Source organism: Planococcus sp. MB-3u-03, from assembly GCF_002833405.1.
Taxonomy (GTDB): Bacteria; Bacillota; Bacilli; order Bacillales_A; family Planococcaceae; genus Planococcus.
Genome location: NZ_CP025135.1, coordinates 436,510 through 457,512 on the forward strand (window position 1 = coordinate 436,510; position 21,003 = coordinate 457,512).

General features: G+C 51.1%; 21 protein-coding genes, 1 pseudogene and 1 other annotated feature. Of the genes and pseudogenes, 21 read left to right on the plus strand and 1 reads right to left on the minus strand.

Annotation, left to right across the window (positions count from 1 at the left end; translation table 11 throughout):
* The first annotated feature begins 89 nt into the window (after positions 1 to 89).
* From CW734_RS03495 to CW734_RS03575, 18 genes and pseudogenes are all read left to right on the plus strand, one after another.
* Positions 90 to 1,307 carry an MFS transporter gene (locus CW734_RS03495; RefSeq protein WP_101189455.1) on the plus strand — a complete coding sequence of 406 codons (1,218 nt, stop codon included), beginning with the start codon at positions 90 to 92 and terminating at the stop codon, positions 1,305 to 1,307.
* A 119-nt stretch (positions 1,308 to 1,426) separates the two neighbouring features.
* The gene (locus CW734_RS03500) at positions 1,427 to 2,269 is read left to right on the plus strand and encodes a GNAT family N-acetyltransferase (protein WP_101189456.1); all 843 of its coding nucleotides are present in this window, start codon (positions 1,427 to 1,429) and stop codon (positions 2,267 to 2,269) included.
* A gap of 53 nt (positions 2,270 to 2,322) precedes the next feature.
* Complete coding sequence (locus CW734_RS03505; RefSeq protein ID WP_101189457.1) at positions 2,323 to 3,291, plus strand: ABC transporter ATP-binding protein; 969 nt, start codon at positions 2,323 to 2,325, stop codon at positions 3,289 to 3,291.
* Positions 3,288 to 3,926 (plus strand): ABC transporter permease, encoded by a 639-nt coding sequence (locus CW734_RS03510; RefSeq protein WP_058381842.1) that lies wholly within the window; start codon positions 3,288 to 3,290, stop codon positions 3,924 to 3,926. Before CW734_RS03505 ends, CW734_RS03510 begins: the two co-directional genes overlap by 4 nt.
* 82 nt (positions 3,927 to 4,008) lie before the next feature.
* Complete coding sequence (locus CW734_RS03515; protein WP_101189458.1) at positions 4,009 to 4,902, plus strand: glycine betaine ABC transporter substrate-binding protein; 894 nt, start codon at positions 4,009 to 4,011, stop codon at positions 4,900 to 4,902.
* Positions 4,903 to 5,077: 175 nt separating this feature from the next.
* A complete protein-coding gene (locus CW734_RS03520) occupies positions 5,078 to 6,229 on the plus strand; it encodes a thiolase family protein (protein WP_101189459.1) in 1,152 nt (383 codons plus the stop codon).
* A 33-nt stretch (positions 6,230 to 6,262) separates the two neighbouring features.
* Positions 6,263 to 7,033 (plus strand): SDR family NAD(P)-dependent oxidoreductase, encoded by a 771-nt coding sequence (locus tag CW734_RS03525; RefSeq protein ID WP_101189460.1) that lies wholly within the window; start codon positions 6,263 to 6,265, stop codon positions 7,031 to 7,033.
* Between the two features lie 24 nt (positions 7,034 to 7,057).
* Positions 7,058 to 8,206 (plus strand): acyl-CoA dehydrogenase family protein, encoded by a 1,149-nt coding sequence (locus CW734_RS03530; protein WP_101189461.1) that lies wholly within the window; start codon positions 7,058 to 7,060, stop codon positions 8,204 to 8,206.
* The gene (locus CW734_RS19350; RefSeq protein WP_269801481.1) at positions 8,207 to 8,737 is read left to right on the plus strand and encodes a CoA transferase; all 531 of its coding nucleotides are present in this window, start codon (positions 8,207 to 8,209) and stop codon (positions 8,735 to 8,737) included.
* Positions 8,738 to 8,792: 55 nt separating this feature from the next.
* Positions 8,793 to 9,188, plus strand: a complete 396-nt coding sequence (locus CW734_RS19355; protein WP_269801482.1) for a CoA transferase — start codon at positions 8,793 to 8,795, stop codon at positions 9,186 to 9,188.
* A gap of 142 nt (positions 9,189 to 9,330) precedes the next feature.
* Positions 9,331 to 9,560, plus strand: a binding site (T-box leader).
* Positions 9,561 to 9,691: 131 nt separating this feature from the next.
* Positions 9,692 to 10,614, plus strand: a pseudogene (gene trpD, locus CW734_RS03540) (anthranilate phosphoribosyltransferase).
* The gene (gene trpC / locus CW734_RS03545) at positions 10,611 to 11,384 is read left to right on the plus strand and encodes an indole-3-glycerol phosphate synthase TrpC (protein WP_101189462.1); all 774 of its coding nucleotides are present in this window, start codon (positions 10,611 to 10,613) and stop codon (positions 11,382 to 11,384) included. The pseudogene trpD and the gene trpC overlap by 4 nt, the downstream one beginning before the upstream one ends.
* Positions 11,381 to 13,189: a tryptophan synthase subunit beta gene (trpB, locus tag CW734_RS03550; RefSeq protein WP_101189463.1), complete on the plus strand. Its 1,809-nt coding sequence runs from the start codon at positions 11,381 to 11,383 to the stop codon at positions 13,187 to 13,189. Before trpC ends, trpB begins: the two co-directional genes overlap by 4 nt.
* On the plus strand, positions 13,186 to 13,956 hold the full coding sequence (gene trpA / locus CW734_RS03555; protein WP_101189464.1) for a tryptophan synthase subunit alpha: 771 nt from the start codon (positions 13,186 to 13,188) through the stop codon (positions 13,954 to 13,956). Before trpB ends, trpA begins: the two co-directional genes overlap by 4 nt.
* A gap of 20 nt (positions 13,957 to 13,976) precedes the next feature.
* The gene (locus CW734_RS03560; protein WP_101189465.1) at positions 13,977 to 14,570 is read left to right on the plus strand and encodes a DNA-3-methyladenine glycosylase; all 594 of its coding nucleotides are present in this window, start codon (positions 13,977 to 13,979) and stop codon (positions 14,568 to 14,570) included.
* A 70-nt stretch (positions 14,571 to 14,640) separates the two neighbouring features.
* A complete protein-coding gene (locus CW734_RS03565) occupies positions 14,641 to 15,159 on the plus strand; it encodes a type 1 glutamine amidotransferase domain-containing protein (RefSeq protein ID WP_101189466.1) in 519 nt (172 codons plus the stop codon).
* 471 nt (positions 15,160 to 15,630) lie between these two features.
* On the plus strand, positions 15,631 to 15,960 hold the full coding sequence (locus CW734_RS03570) for an ArsR/SmtB family transcription factor (protein WP_101189467.1): 330 nt from the start codon (positions 15,631 to 15,633) through the stop codon (positions 15,958 to 15,960).
* A gap of 15 nt (positions 15,961 to 15,975) precedes the next feature.
* Entirely contained in the window at positions 15,976 to 17,271 is a 1,296-nt protein-coding gene (locus tag CW734_RS03575) for an arsenic transporter (RefSeq protein ID WP_101189468.1), read from the plus strand.
* Positions 17,272 to 17,332: 61 nt separating this feature from the next.
* Here the strand turns inward: CW734_RS03575 and CW734_RS03580 are convergent, their stop codons facing one another.
* Positions 17,333 to 18,133 carry a GNAT family N-acetyltransferase gene (locus tag CW734_RS03580; RefSeq protein WP_101189469.1) on the minus strand — a complete coding sequence of 267 codons (801 nt, stop codon included), beginning with the start codon at positions 18,131 to 18,133 and terminating at the stop codon, positions 17,333 to 17,335.
* Between the two features lie 225 nt (positions 18,134 to 18,358).
* On the opposite strand from CW734_RS03580, the gene CW734_RS03585 reads away from it, so the two are divergent.
* The 3 genes from CW734_RS03585 (at position 18,359) to CW734_RS03595 (ending at position 20,826) form a co-directional block, all read left to right on the plus strand.
* Positions 18,359 to 19,285, plus strand: coding sequence for a manganese-dependent inorganic pyrophosphatase (locus CW734_RS03585; protein ID WP_101189470.1), 927 nt, complete (start codon positions 18,359 to 18,361; stop codon positions 19,283 to 19,285).
* Positions 19,286 to 19,387: 102 nt separating this feature from the next.
* Positions 19,388 to 20,098, plus strand: coding sequence for a DsbA family oxidoreductase (locus tag CW734_RS03590; RefSeq protein WP_101189471.1), 711 nt, complete (start codon positions 19,388 to 19,390; stop codon positions 20,096 to 20,098).
* Positions 20,099 to 20,193: 95 nt separating this feature from the next.
* Positions 20,194 to 20,826, plus strand: coding sequence for an FMN-dependent NADH-azoreductase (locus CW734_RS03595; RefSeq protein ID WP_058381826.1), 633 nt, complete (start codon positions 20,194 to 20,196; stop codon positions 20,824 to 20,826).
* Positions 20,827 to 21,003: the final 177 nt, after the last annotated feature.

Here is a 21,003-nt window from a genome sequence, read left to right on the forward strand (position 1 = left end):
AGTCAGTCATCCCTTGTCACTTCAAGCCTGTAACGTTATAGTTAGGGTGTAAAGAATAACAGACAAGTGTCAAGACAAGGGGAAAGAACATGACAACTGCCACAGAAAAAAACACAAAATCTATATCACAACGAAAACTATTAGGTGTAGCGGGGCTCGGCTGGCTATTCGATGCGATGGACGTCGGGATCCTGGCGTTTATTATTGCTGCGCTTCATGAAGATTGGGGTCTCACTTCCCAGCAGATGGGCTGGATCGGCGGCGTCAATTCCATCGGCATGGCGGTCGGGGCGTTCGTTTTCGGAATTTACGCCGACCGTGTCGGCCGCAAGAAAATCTTCATCATCACCTTATTGCTGTTCTCACTAGCGAGCGGCATATCGGCATTCACCACAACGCTTGCCGCTTTCCTGATTCTGCGTTTCTTCGTCGGAATGGGGCTTGGCGGAGAATTGCCGGTCGCTTCGACTTTGGTATCGGAAAGTGTTCCGGCAAAAGACCGCGGGCGAGTGGTGGTGCTGCTGGAGAGTTTCTGGGCTGCGGGCTGGTTGGTGGCTGCGATCATTTCGTACTTCATCATTCCTGCATACGGCTGGCGGGTCGCGCTTTTGCTGACGGCATTGCCAGCGTTTTACGCTTTGTACCTGCGCATCAATTTGCCGGATTCGCCGCAATTCACAGCGAAAAAAGATGTGTTGCGCTCCGTTTCCACCAATATCCGTGAGGTTTGGTCAAAAACATATCGGCGCCCAACGATGATGCTGTGGATCGTCTGGTTTACGGTGGTCTTCTCGTATTACGGGATGTTCCTATGGCTGCCGAGTGTCATGGTGATGAAAGGATTCCCGCTCATCCAAAGTTTCCAATATGTATTGATCATGACGCTAGCGCAATTGCCGGGTTATTTCTCGGCTGCCTGGCTCATCGAACGCGCTGGCCGCAAGTTCGTGCTGGTAACTTACCTGATCGGGACGGCGGCTTCCGCTTTGGCTTTTGGCAACGCGGACACCGTCACGACGCTATTGGTATCGGGTGCCTTCCTGTCGTTCTTCAACCTCGGTGCTTGGGGAGCGCTTTACGCATACTCTCCTGAGCAGTATCCGACGGTCATTCGCGCGACGGGCACAGGCATGGCGGCGTCGTTCGGCCGAATTGGCGGCATTCTCGGCCCGATTCTTGTCGGTTCGATGTTGACAGCGGGATTCGGCATCAATATTATTTTTGCGATTTTCTGCGGTTCGATTTTGATCGGCGCATTGGCGGTTGCCTTCCTTGGAACCGAAACGAAACAGATGGAATTGGAATGATGAAACGCGGGCCGAATGAGGTCCGCGTTTTCGTTTTCTCTAAAGTGAAAAGAGGGAATGAGCCAAAAATAGCTAATAAGTAATGAAGAAATGAATTTAATGGAAACGAGTGTGGAGATATGGAATGGAAATGGTACCAGGAGATTGGCGAATATATGGAAAAAGCACGGCCGTTGCTTGAAAAAAGGGAAGACCTATACAGTTTATTTCTCGGCGTGCTTGGTCAAATTGAACAAGGGCGCTATGAAACCTTCTTTTTAGGGCTCGCGGAAGACGCGCAAGGAATTGCGGCATTGGCTTTGATGACGCCCCCTCATCCTTTGCAATTGATCGTCTGTCGTGAAGGCGCGAATGTGGAAGCGCTGGCGGCGAATGAATTCCGCAATGCGGAAATTGAGGTTTCCGGAGTCATCGGGGATAAAGGGACCGCTGAGAGATTTGCGGAAGCGTGGGGAGGACTTGCAGAAATTGCGATGGACCAAGGCTTATACCGGATCGACGCAGTGCGGAAGAAACTTGCGAAAAGCCCGGGCAGTTGGCGTGTGGCGAACCGGCTTGATGCACCGTTGCTCGTCGATTGGTATCAATTATTCGGTGAAGATACCGGCATCGGCAATCCGTCGCAAGAGGAGGCGGAAGAAAAAATAGCCGACTTCATTTCGCGCAAAGAAGTGTTTCTCTGGGAAGACGGGGGGCGTGCCGTGTCTTGCATGAAAAAAGCACGGCCATCCAAGCATGGCATCACCGTTTCATTCGTCTTTACGCCCAAAGAGCTGCGGAAAAAAGGCTATGCCCGGACGCTCGTTGCGGAAATTACGGAAGAGCTGCTGAATGAGTATGATTTTGCTATGCTTTATACAGACTTGGCGAATGGCACTTCCAATAAGATTTATCAGGAAATCGGCTATGAACAAATCGCCAATCCGGTACACTTGAAATTTGGGCAGCCGGAACGGGAGTAAAGGCCTGTGTATAAGGGTATAGAAAAACGACCAATTGAAAGGGGGCGAAGCGAATGATCCGCTTTGACAAGGTCACGAAACGCTTTCCGGACGGTACGGAAGCGTTGAAAGACGTTACGCTCGATTTGCCCGCACGCCAGCTGACCGCCATCATCGGCCCCAGTGGATGCGGAAAAACGACCTTGATGAAAATGGTGAACAAGCTCGAAAGTCCAACAGCGGGCGCCATATACATAGACGATGAGCCGATCACCGGCATGGACGAGGTGAAGTTGAGACGGTCGATCGGCTACGTCATTCAGCGCATCGGCCTGTTTCCGCATATGACCATCGCTGACAATGTCTCGCTTGTCCCGAAGCTATTGAACTGGCCGGCCGATAAAACCGACGAACGCTCGAAAGAACTGCTGCAATTAGTCGGATTAGACCCTGCTGTCTTCATGGAACGCTATCCATTGGAATTGAGCGGCGGCCAGCAGCAGCGTGTCGGCGTTGTCCGTGCACTCGCGGGCGACCCGAATATCGTGCTGATGGATGAGCCGTTTTCGGCGCTCGACCCGATTAGCCGTGAACAATTGCAGGACGAGCTGCGCCATTTGCAGCAGGAAATCCATAAAACGATCATTTTCGTCACGCACGATATGGATGAGGTTTTGAAAATCGCCGATACGATCGTCGTGATGAAAGGTGGGCAAGTTGAACAGATCGGGACGCCGCAGCAATTGATCGATGAACCCGCCAATGAATTTGTGCGGAACTTTATCGGCACTGAACGCATCAACCAGAAACGTTCATTTGGAGACCGGCGCTTGAAAGAATTCGCGTTTCTCTTCGACAAGGACTGGCCAGGGGAAGCAGAAGAGGCGGATGCCAGATTAACGGTTAGCGACGCGCATCAGCTATTGGAGCAAAGCGGCAAAACGCGTCTGGCTGTAGTCGATGAAGGGAAATTGGTCGGTTTTGCCGGAGAGCGTGAATTATTGAGGGCTGCCCTCCATGTTGAGAAGGAGGCGACTGCATGAACGCATTTTTCGATACACTGGTGAGCCGCCAGGACATGATTCAAGATGCCTTTATCGAGCATATCTATTTATCCTTTGTCGCTGTGGCGATTGGCATCGCAATCGCTTTGCCTACGGGCATTATGATTGCCCGCTACCGGCGCTTTGCCGAACCGATCATCGGAGTTACCGCCATTTTCCAAACGATACCAAGTTTAGCTTTATTTGGGTTTTTGGTGCCGATTCTTGGCATCGGTTCACCGACTGCTTTGATTGCACTGATCATCTATGCGCTATTGCCGATTTTGCGCAATACTTACGCCGGCATTGTCGGAGTTGATGGATCCACCATTGAAGCGGGGCGCGGAATGGGCATGACGAGAACGCAGATCCTGCGCCAAATCGAATTGCCCTTGGCGCTGCCGTTCATCATGGCAGGCATCCGGACCGCGACGGTACTGACGGTCGGCATCGCGACGCTTGCGACTTTTGTCGGTGCTGGCGGCCTTGGCGATATCATCTATCGGGGGCTGCAATCGTATAATAATTCGCTGGTACTTGCCGGTGCACTTCCGGTTGCCCTGTTGGCGATCGGGTTTGATTTAATTTTGAAATGGATTGAAAAACGCGCCACGCCAAAAGGCTTGAAAACCTAATTTTAACGCCTGCGGTTTGAAGCGGAGCAGCAATATGAATGAGCAAATAGGCTAGGAACGGGCCGAAACGGGGGAAGCATCAATGAAAAAAACAGCATTTGGAGTATTGCTTGGCACATCTGCGATCCTCGCTGCCTGCAGCGGCGGTGCAGAGTCGGAACCGATCGTCATCGGCGGCAAACCTTGGACAGAACAGTATATCCTGCCGCATATTGTCGGGCAGTATATCGAAGCGAATTCGGACTATAGCGTGGAATACGAAGAAGGTCTTGGGGAAGTGTCGATCTTGACTCCGGCACTCGAGCAAGGCGATATCGACCTTTACGTCGAATACACCGGAACCGGCCTGAAAGATGTGTTGAAGCGGGAGTCGACCCCAGGACAGTCTTCTGAGGAAGTATTGGAAGAAGTGCGGGCAGGATATGAGGAAGAGTTGGGTGCTACATGGCTCGAACCGCTCGGATTTGAAAATGGCTATACTTTAGCTTATGCCAAAGATTACGATGCGGAAACTTATTCAGACCTGGCGGAAATCTCACAATCGGAAGACATGACTTTCGGAGCGCCACACCCGTTCTATGAGCGGCAAGGAGACGGCTACGATGATATGGTCGCCACTTATCCATTCGAGTTTTCAGCGACTGAAAGCTTTGATCCGGCGATTATGTATGAAGCGGTCCAAAACGGCGATGTCGATGTCATTCCGGCCTTCACCACTGACAGCCGCATTGCCTTGTTCGACCTAGAGACGACAGAAGACGACCAGTCGTTCTTCCCGAAATACGATGCTGTACCGGTCGTCCGGATGGAAACGCTCGAAGAATATCCTGAGCTTGAGGATTTATTGAATGAGCTTGCTGGGCAGATCACGGAAGAAGAGATGCTCGCGATGAACTCACGTGTTGATGTGGACCAGGAAATCCCGAACGAAGTAGCGCGTGAATTCCTGATTGAAAAAGGCTTGATCGAAGAATGATGAAAACCTCTGCGGCTTTTGCTGCGGAGGTTTTTTTGCTTGCGCGAAATGATCGCCTGTGGTTTTTCGTGTAGTAATCCGTGTGGGATTCTTGTACAATAAATGAAGGTGAGTGAATAGTCATTCAATTCAGTTTAATTAAATGGAAGCGATTTCAAAATAGGAGTGATCATTAATGAAAGAAGTAGTCATCGTTGAAGGTGTCCGGTCGCCAGTCGGCAGGCGCAAAGGGCAATTCCGGGAGATGCGCCCGGACGAACTGGCAGCTGTTGTGATAGAAGAATTGGTGAAGCGTGCCGGTGTCGATAAAGGCATGGTGGAAGACGTCATTCTCGGCTGTGTCTCTCAATCGGGTGAGCAAGGCGGCAATATCGCCAGAACGGCGGCATTGATTGCCGGATTCCCGGACTTTGTGCCGGGGGTCACCATCGACCGCCAATGTGGATCGAGCCAGCAAGCCGTCCATTTCGGTGCGCAGGCGATCCTTTCTGGCGATATGGACATTGTCATTGCAGGCGGTGTGGAAAGCATGACGCGCGTTCCGATGTTCTCCAATATGCAAGGAGCAAAGCCGAGTAAAAAACTGACCGATCAATACGAAATCATCAATCAAGGCTTGTCGGCAGAGCGCATTGCCGAAAAATGGGGGTTCAGCCGCCAGCAATTGGATGCTTATGCAGTAAAGAGCCACGAACGTGCACAAAACGCTATTGATAAAGGCCTTTACGACAAGGAAATCGTCTCAATTGATGTATCGGATGAACAAGGCGATTTCCAGAAAGTCACGACAGATGAAGGGCCGAGACCTGGAACGACCGAAGAAGTGCTCGCCGGCCTAAAGCCGGCATTCGATGAACAAGGCGTCATCACAGCAGGCAACGCCAGCCAAATGAGCGACGGGGCGTCCACTGTTTTATTGATGTCAAAAGAAAAAGCGCAGAAACTTGGCTTAAAACCGAAAGCGCGCATACTTGCCCGCACGGTTGTTGGGTCGGATCCGACTTTGATGCTGACGGGGCCTATCGCCGCGACGAAAAAAGTGCTGGAGAAAGCCGGGCTGTCAATCGAAGATATGGACCGCTACGAAGTGAATGAAGCATTTGCGCCTGTTCCGCTCGCGTGGCTATCGGATATCGGGGGAGATCCGGATAAGCTCAACGTCAACGGCGGCGCCATCGCACTCGGGCATCCTCTAGGTGCGACCGGCACGAAATTATTAGTGTCGCTTGTACATGAACTGGAACGCTCTGACAGCCGCTATGGCTTGCTTGCGATTTGCGAAGGCATGGGAATGGCCAATGCAACGATCATTGAACGGATCATTTAACCGGATAAAGACACAGCCAAAGGGGAGAATGAAATGGATTTTTCTAAAGTGAAAGCCGTTGTCACGGGCGGCGCGTCGGGTCTTGGTGAAGCGACGGTACGCCATATCGCAGAAAACGGCGGACGCGCGGTGATCTTTGATTTGAATGAAGAGCGTGCGCAACAGGTGATGGCTGATTTCAGTGAGGGGCAAGTCAGTTATTTCGGAACGGATGTAACAAACGCATTGCAAGTGGAAGGAAATGTAAAAATGGCGGTCGGCCAGCTTGGTAATGTCAACCTCCTGGTCAATTGCGCAGGCATCGGCACACCTGGAAAAGTCGTGTCGAAGGGGCAGCCTCTTGCACTCGAGCGTTTCGAAAAAGTCATTCAAGTCAATTTAGTCGGCAGTTTCAACGTATTGCGCGCCGTTGCAGCGGCGATGCAGCAAAACGAACCGAATAAGGAAGGGGAACGCGGAGTCATCATTTCAACCGCATCCGTCGCGGCATTTGAAGGGCAGATCGGGCAAGCGGCCTATAGCGCATCAAAAGGCGGCATCGTCTCGATGACCTTGCCGATTGCGCGTGAATTCGCGCGTGACGGCATCCGCGTCATGGCAATTGCGCCGGGTCTCATGAAAACGCCGATGTTCGACGGCTTGCCGGAATCCGCCATCGCTTCGCTTTCTGCGACAGTACCATTTCCGGCGCGTCTCGGACACCCTGCTGAATACGCAAAATTGGTCGAAAGCATTGTTGAAAATCCGCTGTTGAACGGCGAAGTGATCCGCTTGGACGGCGCGATTCGCATGCAGCCGAAATAAAGTAAGAAAAGGGGAATGGGAGAAATGGCAAGATACCGTTTTGAAGAAGAAGAGCATACGATGTTCCGCAAATCCTTGCGTAAGTTTTTGGAAAAAGAAGCGGTGCCACATTACGAGCAATGGGAAAAAGACCGCCTGATCCCGAAGTCGTTCTGGAGACAGCTCGGCGATATGGGCTTTTTATGCCCTCAAGTAGAAGAGCAGTACGGCGGGCTTGGCCTTGATTTCCGCTACGGCGTCATTATCGGTGAAGAAATGGAGCGAGTGGGGGCGAGCCTGACGGGTGTCGGGCTGCACAATGATATTACTGTCCCTTATATTGAAGCATATGGAACAGAGCAGCAGAAACAGGATTGGCTGCCGGGTTGTATCAGCGGCGAGTATATTACCGCGATTGCAATGACGGAACCAGGTGCTGGGTCCGACCTTGCCAATATTTCCGCCACGGCTGTTAAAGACGGCGACCATTATATCGTCAACGGCCAGAAAACCTTTATTACCAACGGCATCAATTCGACGCATGTGCTGGTCGTCGTGAAGACCGACCCGAAAGCGGAACCGAAGCATAAAGGCATTTCCTTGTTGATGGTTGAAGAAGGGATGCCAGGGTTTACGAAAGGACGCAAGCTCGATAAAGTCGGGCTTCATGCGCAGGACACGTCCGAACTGTATTTCGAGGGTTGCAAAGTGCCGGCAGCAAATCTCGTCGGCGAAGAAAACAAAGGCTTTACATACTTGATGGAAAAATTGCAGCAGGAACGGCTCGTCGTGGCGCTTGCCGCGCAAATTGCATCGGAAGATATGCTCGAGATGACGATCGATTATGTAAAATCCCGCAAAGCATTCGGCAAGCCGATCAGCGCATTTCAGAACACCCAATTCAAACTAGTGGAAATGGCGACCGAAATCGAACTCGGCAAAGCGTTCCTGGAATCCTTAATCGAAGAGCATATGGCCGGAAAAGATGTCGTCTCGAAAGTATCGATGGCAAAATACTGGCTGACGGAGACGGCGAAGAAAATATCGGGTGAATGCATGCAATTGCACGGCGGCTACGGTTATATGGAAGAATACAAGATTGCCCGGCGCTATCGCGACATTCCAGTCGCAGCGATTTATGCCGGTTCGAATGAAATCATGAAAACCATCATCGCCAAACGGATGGGGCTCTAAATGGAACAGGCGCTGACAGGCCTCCGTGTCCTGGATGTAACGTATTACGTTCCTGGACCATTTGCCGGCATGCGGCTCGCCGAACTTGGTGCGGACGTCATCAAAATCGAACCTCCCGCAGGCGATCCATCGCGCGGGATGGGCGGCGGCCTTGTGCACAGTGCCCACAACGCCGGTAAACAAATCGTCCAGCTGGATTTGAAATCCAAAAGCGGCAAACGTGAGATGCTCGAGCTTGTGCGTTCTGCTGACGCCTTCATCGAAACTTTCCGGCCGGGAGTCATGAAAAAGCTGGGGCTGGATTATGAAAGCGTCAAAGAGCATAAAGGCGATATCGTCTATTGTTCGCTATCGGGGTATGGGCAAACAGGCGAGCTTGCACATCTTGGCAGCCATGACCTGAATTACCTGGCGCTTTCGGGTGCCTTGGACCAACTCCGCGATAAAGTCGGCCGTCCGGTGCATCCGACCAATACGCTCGCCGATTATACCGGGGCTTGCTTGCATCTGAACAGATCCTTGCCGCGTTGATCCGGAAGTTCCGGACAGGCGAGGGGCTTATCTGGATATTGCACTTGCAGAAGTGATGGCGGAGTTTCTGCCGAATCACGATGCTTACATGAAAGCGGGCTTGTCGGATCACGGCGTTCCGGAAATCGGCGGCCGCCGCATCAGCTACGCAATTTACGAAACGAAAGATGGGCGCTTCGTGACGCTCGGTGCTTTGGAAGAAAAGTTTTGGCGCAATTTCTGTGAACTGGCGGGACGTCCTGAATGGTTGTCTTGGGGAGAGTACGCACCGGGCACGCCGGAGCACGGGCAAGTCGAGGCGTTTTTCAAATCGAAAAGCTGGCAAGAGTGGTATGGGTTGTCGCTCGTTCATGACTGTTGCTTGTCGCCAGTCTTGACTGCGGATGAGCGCCATCGCCATCCTTTTTTCCTTGGCCGGGCGTCGGTCGAGAAAACCAGCAAAGTGCGCTAAACAAAGGCAATCGGGGGCACGTGTAGAGAAGTTGAAGTTTGTCACTTGACAGAATATACAAAACCTTTTAGTATGAAGGACAACTTGTTGGTAGCGGCAAGTCTATTCGAGAGAAGAGTTAGTAGAGACGAGAACAGAAGAGTGTAAATCGAGGAATGAGACGAGTAGGCAGTAGCGTCTATTTAGAGAGTCAGCGGGTGGTGGAAGCTGATTAGAAGCGCTGTGCGAATGGACTTATGAGAGCCAGCCGGAAAGCGGAAGCGAGTATGGCGGACGTATCCCTGCGTTAAAGGGAAAGGCTTAAGAAGCCTGTTTGAGTGAGTGCAAAATGCATTAATGCGTGGTGGTACCGCGGTTAAAACCGTCCCCGCAACCGGAATAGACCCCGGTTGCGGGGATTTTTGCATTTAAAAACGAGACGAGGAGAGATTGAGATGAGCAGAGCAGAGAATATGAATGAACATACAATGAAACAGCGAGCGTTGGAATTATTGGAAGGGCGCATGAGCCGCCATCAGATGAAAAATTTCTTGAATGAATTGCACGAAAAAGGCGAGACGGCCGATGAATTGGTCGGCATGGTCCTGGCGATGCGTGAGAAAGCAGTGAAGCTTCCAGAAATGGCGGGCGAGCTGGTGGACGTTTGCGGCACAGGCGGCGACAAATCCTTTAGCTTCAATATCAGCACATTGACGGCTTTCGTGTTGGCGGGCTGCGGCATGAGCGTCGCTAAGCACGGCAACCGAAGCGTTTCCAGCAAGACGGGCAGCTCTGATTTATTGGAAGAGATCGGGATTTCCACCCAATTGGCTGTAACGGAACTGCCGGCACTCGTCGAACAGACAGGCATCGCCTTTTGTTCGCGCCGGCGATCCACCCGGCACTCGGTGGCTTGCGCGAAGTGCGCAAGGAAATCGGTACGCCGACCATCTTCAACTTGGTCGGCCCGCTGGCGAATCCTTTGCCGATCGCCATCCAAATGAGCGGCGTCTACCGTCCGGACATGATGGAACCGATGGCGGATGCCTTGATGCGTCTTGGCAGAAAGCGTGGGGCGATTGTCCACGGGGCAGGTGGGCTGGATGAATTATCTCTTGCCGGAACCAACCATTTGATCGTCTTTGACGAACAAGGCAAGCGCAGCATGACAGTCCATCCTCACGAAGTCGGGCTTGAAACCGCGCCGATCGAGGCGATTCGCGGAGGCGATTCGAAGCGTAATGCGGAGATTTTCATGCAAGTGATCGACGGGACGCCGAGCGCATATTTGGACACGGTAGCGCTGAATGCGGGAACGGTGCTTTATGTGAGCGGCCGTGCCGCAAGCATTGCGGAAGGCGTGCATCAGGCAAGAAAATCAATCATTTCAGGCGAAACGGCGCGTGTGTATGAATTGCACCGCCTAGCATCGGGGGTGCTCGTATGACCATATTGGACAAAATCATGGAAACCAAACGGCAGGAAATCACTGCTTATGAAAATAGTTATCCCAAAACCGAGCGATATCCGGACAAACCGAAACTCATCGACACCTTGCGGAAAAGCCGCGGAGTCATTTCGGAAATCAAGCGCGCATCGCCGTCAAAAGGCGCCATCCGCATGGAAGTGGACGTCGTTGAACAAGCCCGCCAATACGAAGGGGCCGGTGCAGCCGCCATTTCTGTATTGACGGATGAACAATATTTTAAAGGGTCCATTGAAGATTTGAAGAAAGTGGCGCGTGCGGTTTCGGTTCCGGTGTTGTGCAAAGATTTCATGGTCAGCGAAATCCAGATCGAACGGGCGAAAGCAGCTGGAGCGACGATCATCTTATTGATTGTCGCAGCGCTTAAAGATGAGGAGCTCGAGCGATTATTCCGCTATGCGGATTCACTCGGCTTGGAAATCCTCGTGGAAGTGCATGATGCAGGAGAGCTGGAAAAAGCCGTTGCGCTTGGAGCGCAATTGATCGGCGTCAATAACCGCAATTTAAAAACTTTTGAAGTGTCATTGGAGCGGACGGCGGAATTGGCTGAGAGATTTGCGTTCGACAGCGGTTCGGTGCTGATCAGCGAGAGTGGCATGAACGATACGGCGGAGGCGCACAAAGCTTACGAACTCGGCGCACGAGGCGTATTGGTCGGGGAAGCGTTGATGCGTTCGGAAAATCCGGCAGCCTGGATTCGCCAGGCAACAGGACAGGAGGCAGCGCAATGACACGTGTTAAAATCTGTGGATTGATGGAAGAGCAACACGTTAAAGCCGCATCACAAGCGGATGCGATCGGATTTGTCTTTGCCCCAAGCAAACGGCGCGTATCGATCGAACGGGCGCAAGAATTATCGCGTCTCGCAAATAATGACATGCAACGAATCGGCGTATTCGTCAACGCTTCATACGAAGAAATCGAAAATGCCGTTAAGGCGGTGCCGTTGACGATGGTGCAGTTGCACGGCGATGAACCCGACGAATTAATACAGCGCATCGAAGTGCCGGTCATTCAAGCCTTCTCCATCCGCACACCGGAAGATGTAGAGAAATTGAACAATTCGATTGCGGATTATATATTGGTCGATGCACCAGGCACCGACTATCGTGGAGGCAGTGGGCATGTGTTTGATTGGAGCCTCCTGGAAAACGTCGATTTGGATCATAGCCGCCTCATTTTAGCCGGTGGATTGAATAGAGACAACGTGCAAGCGGCCATCAGCCAAACCGCTCCTTTCATGGTAGATGTATCGAGCGGGGTGGAAACCGATGGCCGAAAAGATGAAGCAAAAATCCAGCAATTCATACTACAGGCAAAGGGTGATTCGATGGAGAGAACAAAAGAAAAGACAATAGACTCGGTAGGATTTTTCGGTCGCTACGGCGGCCAGTTTGTTCCGGAAACTTTGATGAAAGCAGTCAAAGAGCTGGAAGCGGCTTATGAAGATGCGAAAAACGACGCGGAGTTCCAAAAAGAATATCACCATTACCTAAAGGAATATGTCGGGCGTGAGCAGCCGCTGACTTTTGCGGCACGCATGACCGAAGCGTGGGGCGGGCCGAAAATTTATTTGAAGCGCGAAGATTTGAACCATACCGGCGCCCATAAGGTGAACAATGCCATTGGCCAAGCACTGCTTGCACAGCGTATGGGCAAGCGTAAAATCGTCGCTGAAACAGGAGCCGGCCAACATGGTGTGGCGACAGCTACCATTTGTGCCTTGTTCGATCTGGACTGTGTCGTGTTCATGGGCGAAGAAGACATTAAACGTCAGCAGCTCAATGTGTTCCGCATGAAATTATTGGGCGCGCGAGTGGAAAGTGTCTCGAAAGGCAGTGGCACATTAAAAGACGCTGTGAATGAAGCGTTGCGTTACTGGGTCACCAATGTAGAAGATACCCATTATTTGATCGGCTCGGCGCTTGGGCCGCACCCGTTCCCGACGATGGTGCGTGATTTCCAAAGCGTCATCGGCAAGGAAACGAAGCGGCAGATCCTGGATAAGGAAGGGCGTCTTCCGGATGCCATCGTGGCATGTGTCGGAGGCGGATCCAACGCCATCGGCATGTTCCACCCGTTCGTCGATGATGAAAAAGTCCGCTTGATCGGTGCTGAAGCGGCAGGGGAGGGCGTTGATACCGAACGCCATGCTGCCACTTTAACAAAAGGATCGGAAGGCGTGCTCCACGGCGCCATGATGAAATTATTGCAAGACGATGCCGGACAAGTGCAGGAAGCGCATTCGATTTCGGCAGGCCTTGACTACCCAGGCATCGGTCCGGAGCATGCGCATCTGGCGGATAGCGGCCGCGTCACTTATCAGGCCATCACGGATGATGAGGCACTCGCATCGGTCATTGAAATGTCGCGTCTTGAAGGCATCATTCCGGCTTTGGAATCTGCCCATGCGATAGCGGAAGCGAAAAAACAAGCGCAGTCGATGACAGCGGATGAATTGCTCGTCATCTGCGTATCCGGCAGAGGCGATAAGGATATGGCGACATACGCCGAAAAAATGGAGGGGCTGTCATGAAACGATTAGCAGAACTGAAACAAGCAGGACATAAAGCCTTTGTCGCCTATATTATGGCAGGCGACGGCGGAATTGAAAAACTCGGTGAGCAGATCCGGCATCTGCAAGAGCGCGGTGTGACGGCGATTGAAGTCGGCATTCCGTTCTCGGATCCGGTCGCTGATGGCCCGACGATCGAAGCGGCGGGGAACCGTGCACTTTCTGAAGGCATCACGCTGGAAAAAGTGCTCGATGAGATGCAGCGCTTTGATTTCGAAGTGAAAGTCCCGCTCATCATCATGACGTATTTGAATCCGGTCATTCGCTTCGGATCGGAGCGTTTTACACAGGAAGCGAAAAAAGCGGGGGCATCAGGCGTCATCATTCCGGACTTGCCGTTTGAGCATCGCCAATTGATCGAACCGTTCGCGAAACAGCAGGGACTTGTGCTGATTCAGCTCGTCACCTTGACGACAATCGACAGCCGCCTGGAAGAAATCCTGAAGCAGGCGGAAGGATTCGTCTATGCGGTAACCGTGACCGGCATTACCGGAAGCCGTGATGAGTTGGCGGAAGAAGTCGGCGCATTCACGCGCAAAGTAAGGGAATTGAGCCCTGTCCCGGTCTATGCAGGATTCGGCATCTCGAAAGAAAGCCATGTCGAGATGTTGCGTGATGATGTCGACGGCTTTATTGTCGGCAGCGCGATTGTCCAAGCGTTCCATGAAGGCCGCATTGAAGACGTCGAACCCTTGATCGATGCAGTGACCGCCCCTCATTCGGTATAATGCCGTTAGGAGGGATTAGCATGTTTGAGCCGTTGGATGCGAATTATTTTGAAGCGCCGACACTTGATTTGTCGCGCGACTTATTAGGGAAAATCCTGGTCCATGAACTGCCTGGCGGTATTGTCGCCGGCAGGATCGTCGAGACCGAAGCATATATGGGGGCGGAAGACCGGGCTGCACATAGTTTCGGCAACCGCCGCACCAAACGTACGGAAGTGATGTTCGGCAGGTCCGGCCTTGTGTACACCTATCAGATGCACACCCATACATTATTGAATGTCGTCAGCGGCCCGCAAGATACACCGCGCGCCATCCTGATCCGCGCAGTCGAGCCGGTCGAGGGCATCGAGTTCATGGCGGAGCGGAGAGGGCGGCATATGCCGATGAAGCAATGGACGAGCGGGCCCGGCAAGCTGACGAAAGCGATGGGCATCACGATGGATTATAACGGCCATCATTTCACTGAACGCCCGCTTTATATCGCTGAGGGCGATGCGGTGCATGCGGTGTCGACAGGGCCGCGCGTTGGCATCGGGAATTCACAGGAAGCGGTCCATTATCCGTACCGCTTCTGGGAATCGGAAAATCCGTTTGTCTCGAAATTCCGTCCGTAATCCGGATGTTTAAGCTTTCCAATTCGTGGAATACTGATAGGGAATACTTAAACAGAAGGAGTGAAGGAAAGTGGCAAAAATTGCAACGTTAATTACAGATATGTTCGAAGATGTGGAATATACAGAACCGGCAAAAGCGTTTAACGAAGCTGGCCATGAACTAATCAATATCGAAAAGGAAGCTGGCAAGAAAGTAACCGGCAAACAAGGCGAAGCCGTTGTGACCATCGATAAAGGCATCGATGACGTCAACCCGGATGAATTCGATGCGCTGTTATTGCCAGGCGGTTTCTCGCCGGACCAATTGCGCGCAGATGATCGTTTCGTGACATTCACGAAAGCCTTCATGGATGCCAAAAAACCGGTCTTCGCGATCTGCCACGGGCCGCAGCTATTGATCACGGCGAAAGCTTTGGAAGGCCGCAAAGCGACAGGATTCAAATCGATCCAAGTCGATATGGAATACGCTGGCGCAACTGTTGTGGACGAAGAAGTGGCTGTCTGCCAAGATCAATTGGTAACAAGCCGCCAGCCGGACGATATCCCGGCATTCAACCGCGAGTCACTGAAATTGCTTGAAAACAAATAAGGAACTATCCAAACCGCTCCCGTCATTGGGAGCGGTTTTAAAGTGTTGAAGAAGGCTATGTATCAGTTATGAATTAAAATGGGATCATCTTTTCGACATTCAAAAATCAATGACCTATCTGAGTATTTGGAGAAGCGTTCGCTCGTAACCCCTTCTGCTCAATAATGCTGCGCATTACTTTCGCAAAGATAATGTCTCCCACAGGTCGACTTTATCTTTCCTGTGGAATAGCGAGACGACCGAGACCCCGCAAGGCGCAAAGCGACTGAGGAGGCTTGGGCGCGAGCCCACGGAAAGCGAGCGATAAGCTTCGGAAAATACGACTTCTGACCTTTCTCGACAAGCTGGAACCGCTCCCGTCATTGGGGGCGGTTTTTTCGTGATGAAAATTATTAGGGAATCGAAATGCCCTCTTGCATACATAAGTGATTGCTTATATAATAAACCCATTGCCAAAAAGAGGTGACTGAAATGGACTATAAACAAATGGAACAGAGCTCGAAAGCGGTAAGCGACGAAACCCGCATGCTGATTTTGAAATACTTATCGAAAGAGGCATTGTGCATCTGTGAATTCACGGAACTGCTTGATATGTCGCAGCCAGCCATCAGCCAGCATATGCGCAAACTCAAGCAGGCGGAATGGATCTGTGAAGAAAAGCGCGGGCGCTGGACGATCTGGTCGCTCAATGAAAAACATGGGCTTTTCGAGGTGCTGTCAACGCTTCTTGCGATGCTGCCCGAACCCGAACGCACAGTGGAATCGCTCATAGCAGAAGGCAAGAAAGTGAATTGCAATTAAGGAGTTGGAAATGAAATGGATGTTTGGTTAGCGATTATTATTTTTCTGGTGACATTGCTTTTTGTCATCTGGCAGCCGCGCGGCCTGTCGATCGGTTGGTCGGCGATTGCGGGGGCAGTTGTCGCCTTGATATTCGGCGTCGTTGACTTTGGCGACGTGTGGGACGTAACAGGAATTGTATGGAATGCGACATTGACTTTTGTTGCCTTGATCATCATTTCCTTGATTTTGGACGAAATCGGATTTTTCGAATGGGCTGCATTACATATGGCGCGCTTTGCCAAAGGCAGCGGCCTGCGCATGTTTTTCCTCGTCACACTTCTTGGCGCGGTCGTAGCGGCGCTTTTCGCCAATGACGGCGCGGCGCTAATTCTGACGCCGATCGTTTTGGCGATGGTAAGGGCGTTGAAATTCCGCGATACGATGATTTTGCCCTTTATCATGGCATCAGGCTTTATTGCCGATACCGCGTCTCTGCCGTTTGTCATCAGTAACTTGGTCAATATCGTCTCGGCTGATTTCTTCGGCATCGGCTTTACGGAATACGCGCTGCATATGGTGGTTCCGAACTTATTCAGCATACTGGCGAGCATGCTTGTGCTGTACCTATTCTTCAGAAAAGACATTCCGGGCGGTTTCGATCCCGGCGTTTTGAAAAAACCGGATACTGCGATCAAAGATATCCGCATTTTCCGCCTATCTTGGGTCGTTCTTGCGATCTTGCTGATCGGCTACTTCATGAGCGAATCGCTTGAGATCCCGGTTTCCTTGATCGCCGGTTCAATCGCAATCATCTTTTTGGCGATTGCGCGCAACAGCAAGCACGTCGAAACGATGACGGTGTTAAAAGGCGCACCATGGGCGATCGTCTTCTTCTCGATCGGCATGTACGTCGTTGTCTACGGATTGCGCAATGTCGGCTTGACCTCGGTTCTTGCCCAGGCGATTGAATGGACAGCTGGGCATGGCCTGTATGCGGCGACGATCGGCATGGGCTTTATAGCAGCGATCCTATCGTCCGGCATGAACAATATGCCGACGGTCATGATCAATGCCTTGGCCATCGCCGAGACGAACACGAACGGCGTCATGCGTGACGCTTTGATTTATGCCAATGTCATCGGATCCGACCTCGGCCCGAAAATTACGCCGATCGGTTCGCTTGCGACACTTTTATGGCTTCATGTATTGAAGACGAAAGACGTCGAAATCAGCTGGGGCTATTATTTCAAAGTCGGCATCATTCTCACCGTCCCGACTTTGTTCATCACCTTGACCGGGCTGTATCTATGGTTAACGGTTTTGAATTAATCAACACAATGAAAAATGCCCGCCATTCAAAAGTGAATGGCGAGCATTTTTTAATTTTGGCTTAGTCCAAAAACTTGGCCAAGTAGATTTCGTCGTGTTCTTTGCCGTCGATGATGAGTGAGCGGCGGCGTGTGCCTTCTGCTTCGAACCCGGCTTTTTCATAGAGTTTGCGGGCGCGCTCATTGGCTTCGAGAACCGTCAATTCCAGACGGGAAATGCCTTTTTGCTTGGCCCAGTCTTCCGCTTTTTCAAGGAGGGACTTGGCGATGCCTTTCCCTTGGGCTTCCTTCAGAAGGCCGAGGACCAATGCGGCGCGGTGTTCGGCCCGCTTTGCTTCATTGCCGATGACCATCAAATAGCCGACGTGCTGGCCATTCAAGATGGCAATGATGATAGCGGAATGGCCGCTTTGCTTCCACTCAATGATTTGTTTGCGGACACGCTGCGTGGAAAGAGAGCGCTCGTCCTTGCCGTAAAGCATGAAATCGGATTCCGCCTCCACGGCTTTTTGGAGCAAGGCCAGCGAGCGGGCATCCCCGTGTTCAGCGGTGCGGATTAACAAAATATCTTTGTCTTCGGCCTCCGTATTGGCTGCAGTGTTCTTGGCATCGGCTTTTTCGAAGACGACATAGCGGTCGGGTTCGACTTCCGCAACGCGGTAGCCAGCATCCATCCAAGCGTGGAAATGTTTTGCAGGGGGCTTCGATTTTTTCCACCAACTTTTGTTCAGGTAAGCTGCGTTGGGCAAGTTCTGGCCCATGATTTGCTCAATTTCCGAGAAGGTCAAACGGATGCTGGAATTTGTTGCTGCTTGAAAATAATGGGACAAGGGAATGTATTTCTTTTCCAATAATATAGTCACTGGCACCTCTTCCTTCCAAAATCATAGGATTAGTTAGTCATATAATACCATTCAGATATGCTAAAGTACACACTAAACTTTAAAATACTGATAATTCTAAAATCATTTCCGTATTTAGTTGGTGAAATGCTAGATAACACTAGGTTTTCAGTCGCAGATTTTTCTGGAGAGGAAATTTGTGATAGAATAATCTCAGAAACTACACAAGCCAGGAGGCCATTATTCATGTCAAATGTTTTTGTATTAGGTCATAAAAATCCGGACACCGATTCGATCTGTTCGGCAATCGCTTATGCCCATCTGAAAAAAAAGCTCGGAATGGACGCTGAAGCCATTCGACTCGGTGAAGCGAACAATGAGACGCTGTTTGCACTCGACCATTTCAAGGCCCCGAACCCCCGCCTGGTGAAACACGCGTCTGACGAAGTGAAGCAAGTCATCCTTGTCGACCATAACGAACGCCAGCAAAGTATCGACGATATCGATGAAGTCCAAGTGATCGAAGTGATCGACCATCACCGGATCGCTAATTTCGAAACAACCGATCCGCTTTATTTCCGCGCTGAGCCTGTCGGATGCACAGCGACGATTTTATTGAAGCTCTACAAGGAACATGCAGTCGAAGTGCCGGCTGATATTGCGGGATTGATGCTATCTGCGATCATTTCTGATTCCTTGCTGTTCAAATCCCCGACATGTACCGAGCAGGACATGCAAGCAGCGAAAGAGCTGGCGGATATCGCCGGCGTCGATTCCCAGGAGTACGGCCTTGCGATGTTGAAAGCTGGCGCCGATTTGAGCAATAAAACGCTGGAAGATTTGATTTCACTCGACTCCAAGGAATTTGAAGCAGGCGACCACCGCTTTGAAGTGGCGCAAGTCAACGCCATTGATGTAGCGGAAGTACTGAATCGCCAGGCGGAATTGGAAGTGCTGATCAGCAATACAGTCGCGGCTAAAGGCTTAGACCTTTTTGTCTTCGCCGTCACGGATATCCTGAACAATAACTCGGAAGCAATCGTCCTCGGGCACCGCGCAGACATCATCGAATCTGCCTTCCAGTCAAGCGTCGTCAACAATCGTGTGATTTTGCCGGGCGTCGTCTCAAGAAAAAAACAAATCGTTCCGGTCATTACCGAAGCGTTGAGCTGATTCCCTATAGGGAGTCAGTTTTTTGTGCTGGGAATTATTTTCAAGCAAAAAAATTGTGGCGTATCTATGTCATTGCTATAGTAAGTGGCGAGGTGAATAGTTATGAAAATTGAAGTTTGGTCAGATTACGTTTGCCCATTCTGTTATATAGGAAAACGCACATTGGAACAAGCACTCGAACGCTCAGGCTACGGGAGCCAAGCAGAGATTACATTTAAAGCATACGAATTGGACCCCCAAGCGCCAGTGGACTCCAGCAGATTTGCCTATGAACACTTGGCAGAAAAAATGGGGCAAAGCCTCGAACGGGCCAAGGAAATGACAGCTGGCGTTGCAGAACAAGCAAAAGCATTCGATTTGCATTACGACGTGGAGAACATGCCCCACGCCAATACGTTTTCTGCGCACCGACTCGTCAAATGGGCCGCAACACAAGGCGAAGAACATCAACTGACCGAGCTGTTGATGCACCATTACTTCGAAAAAGCGCATAATATCAGCAATGCGGAGACATTGCTGTCGATTGCTGAAAAAGCAGGCCTCGACCGCGAACAGGCAGCGGAAGTTCTCGATTCGGATCAATTCCAAGGCGAGGTCGAACGCGATATCCAAGAAGCCGGGCAGATCGGTGTACAAGGCGTTCCGTTTTTCGTTGTCAACCGAAAATATGCCATCTCCGGCGCCCAGCCACTTGAAGCGTTCATCGAGGCGCTGGAGCAGATCGGCGAAGAGGAAGGCATGCGCCCGGCATTGAAGCCGATCGGAAAAGCCAAGACAAGCTTTTGCACAGGAGATTCCTGCGACGGCGAATGAATTGAGCAAGCGCGTTGACTTTGTATCTCGAATTACTTATAATTAAAAAGTCTCGAATTAAAGAATAATATTAATAGTACAAAGGAGTTTTACAAGTGGAAAATATTTTAGTCGTAAAAGCCAATAACCGCCCGGCTTCCGAGGGCGTTTCAAGTAAAATGCACGAAGTATTCATGGAGAACTTAAAGACGGATGCAGAGGTCAACACGTTTGACGTATTCGCAGAAGATATGCCGTATTTCGGCCAGGATTTCTTCGATGCAATGCAAAAATCTGCACAAGCAGAAGAATTGACTGACCTGGAGCAGCGCATCTTGACTGCGGCCAACAAAGCGATGGACGCATTCATGGATGCTGATGTAGTCGTGTTCGCATTCCCGTTATGGAATAAAACAATTCCTGCAGCATTGCAGACTTTCATTGACTATGTCTACCGTGCAGGCATGACCTTCAAATATACGGAAGAAGGCCCGGTTGGCTTGGTTCCAGAGAAAAAAGTCATCATCTTGAACGCACGCGGCGGCGTTTACTCGACACCAGAAATGGCGCCTAGTGAAATGAGCGTCAACTACATCCGTGCCATCATGAACTTCTTCGGGATCACAGACATCGAAGAAGTCATCATCGAAGGCCACAATATGTACCCTGACCGCGCTGAGCAAATCATTGCAGACGGCATGGAACGCGTGAAAGAAACAGCTAACACACTTTCTAAAGTAAACGCGTAATGAATGAAAAAGACGGAAACGCTTCGGCGTTTTCGTCTTTTTTTGTTTAAATTTGCTGACGCGAAGCTTTTCCAATCAAATGGATCAGTTCAACTTTTCTTTTATTCATTTATTTGCTCGACTTTCACTGCGTTCAAGCCTCGCAAACGAATGTCCGAGGCAAGCCTCGCTAGTTTG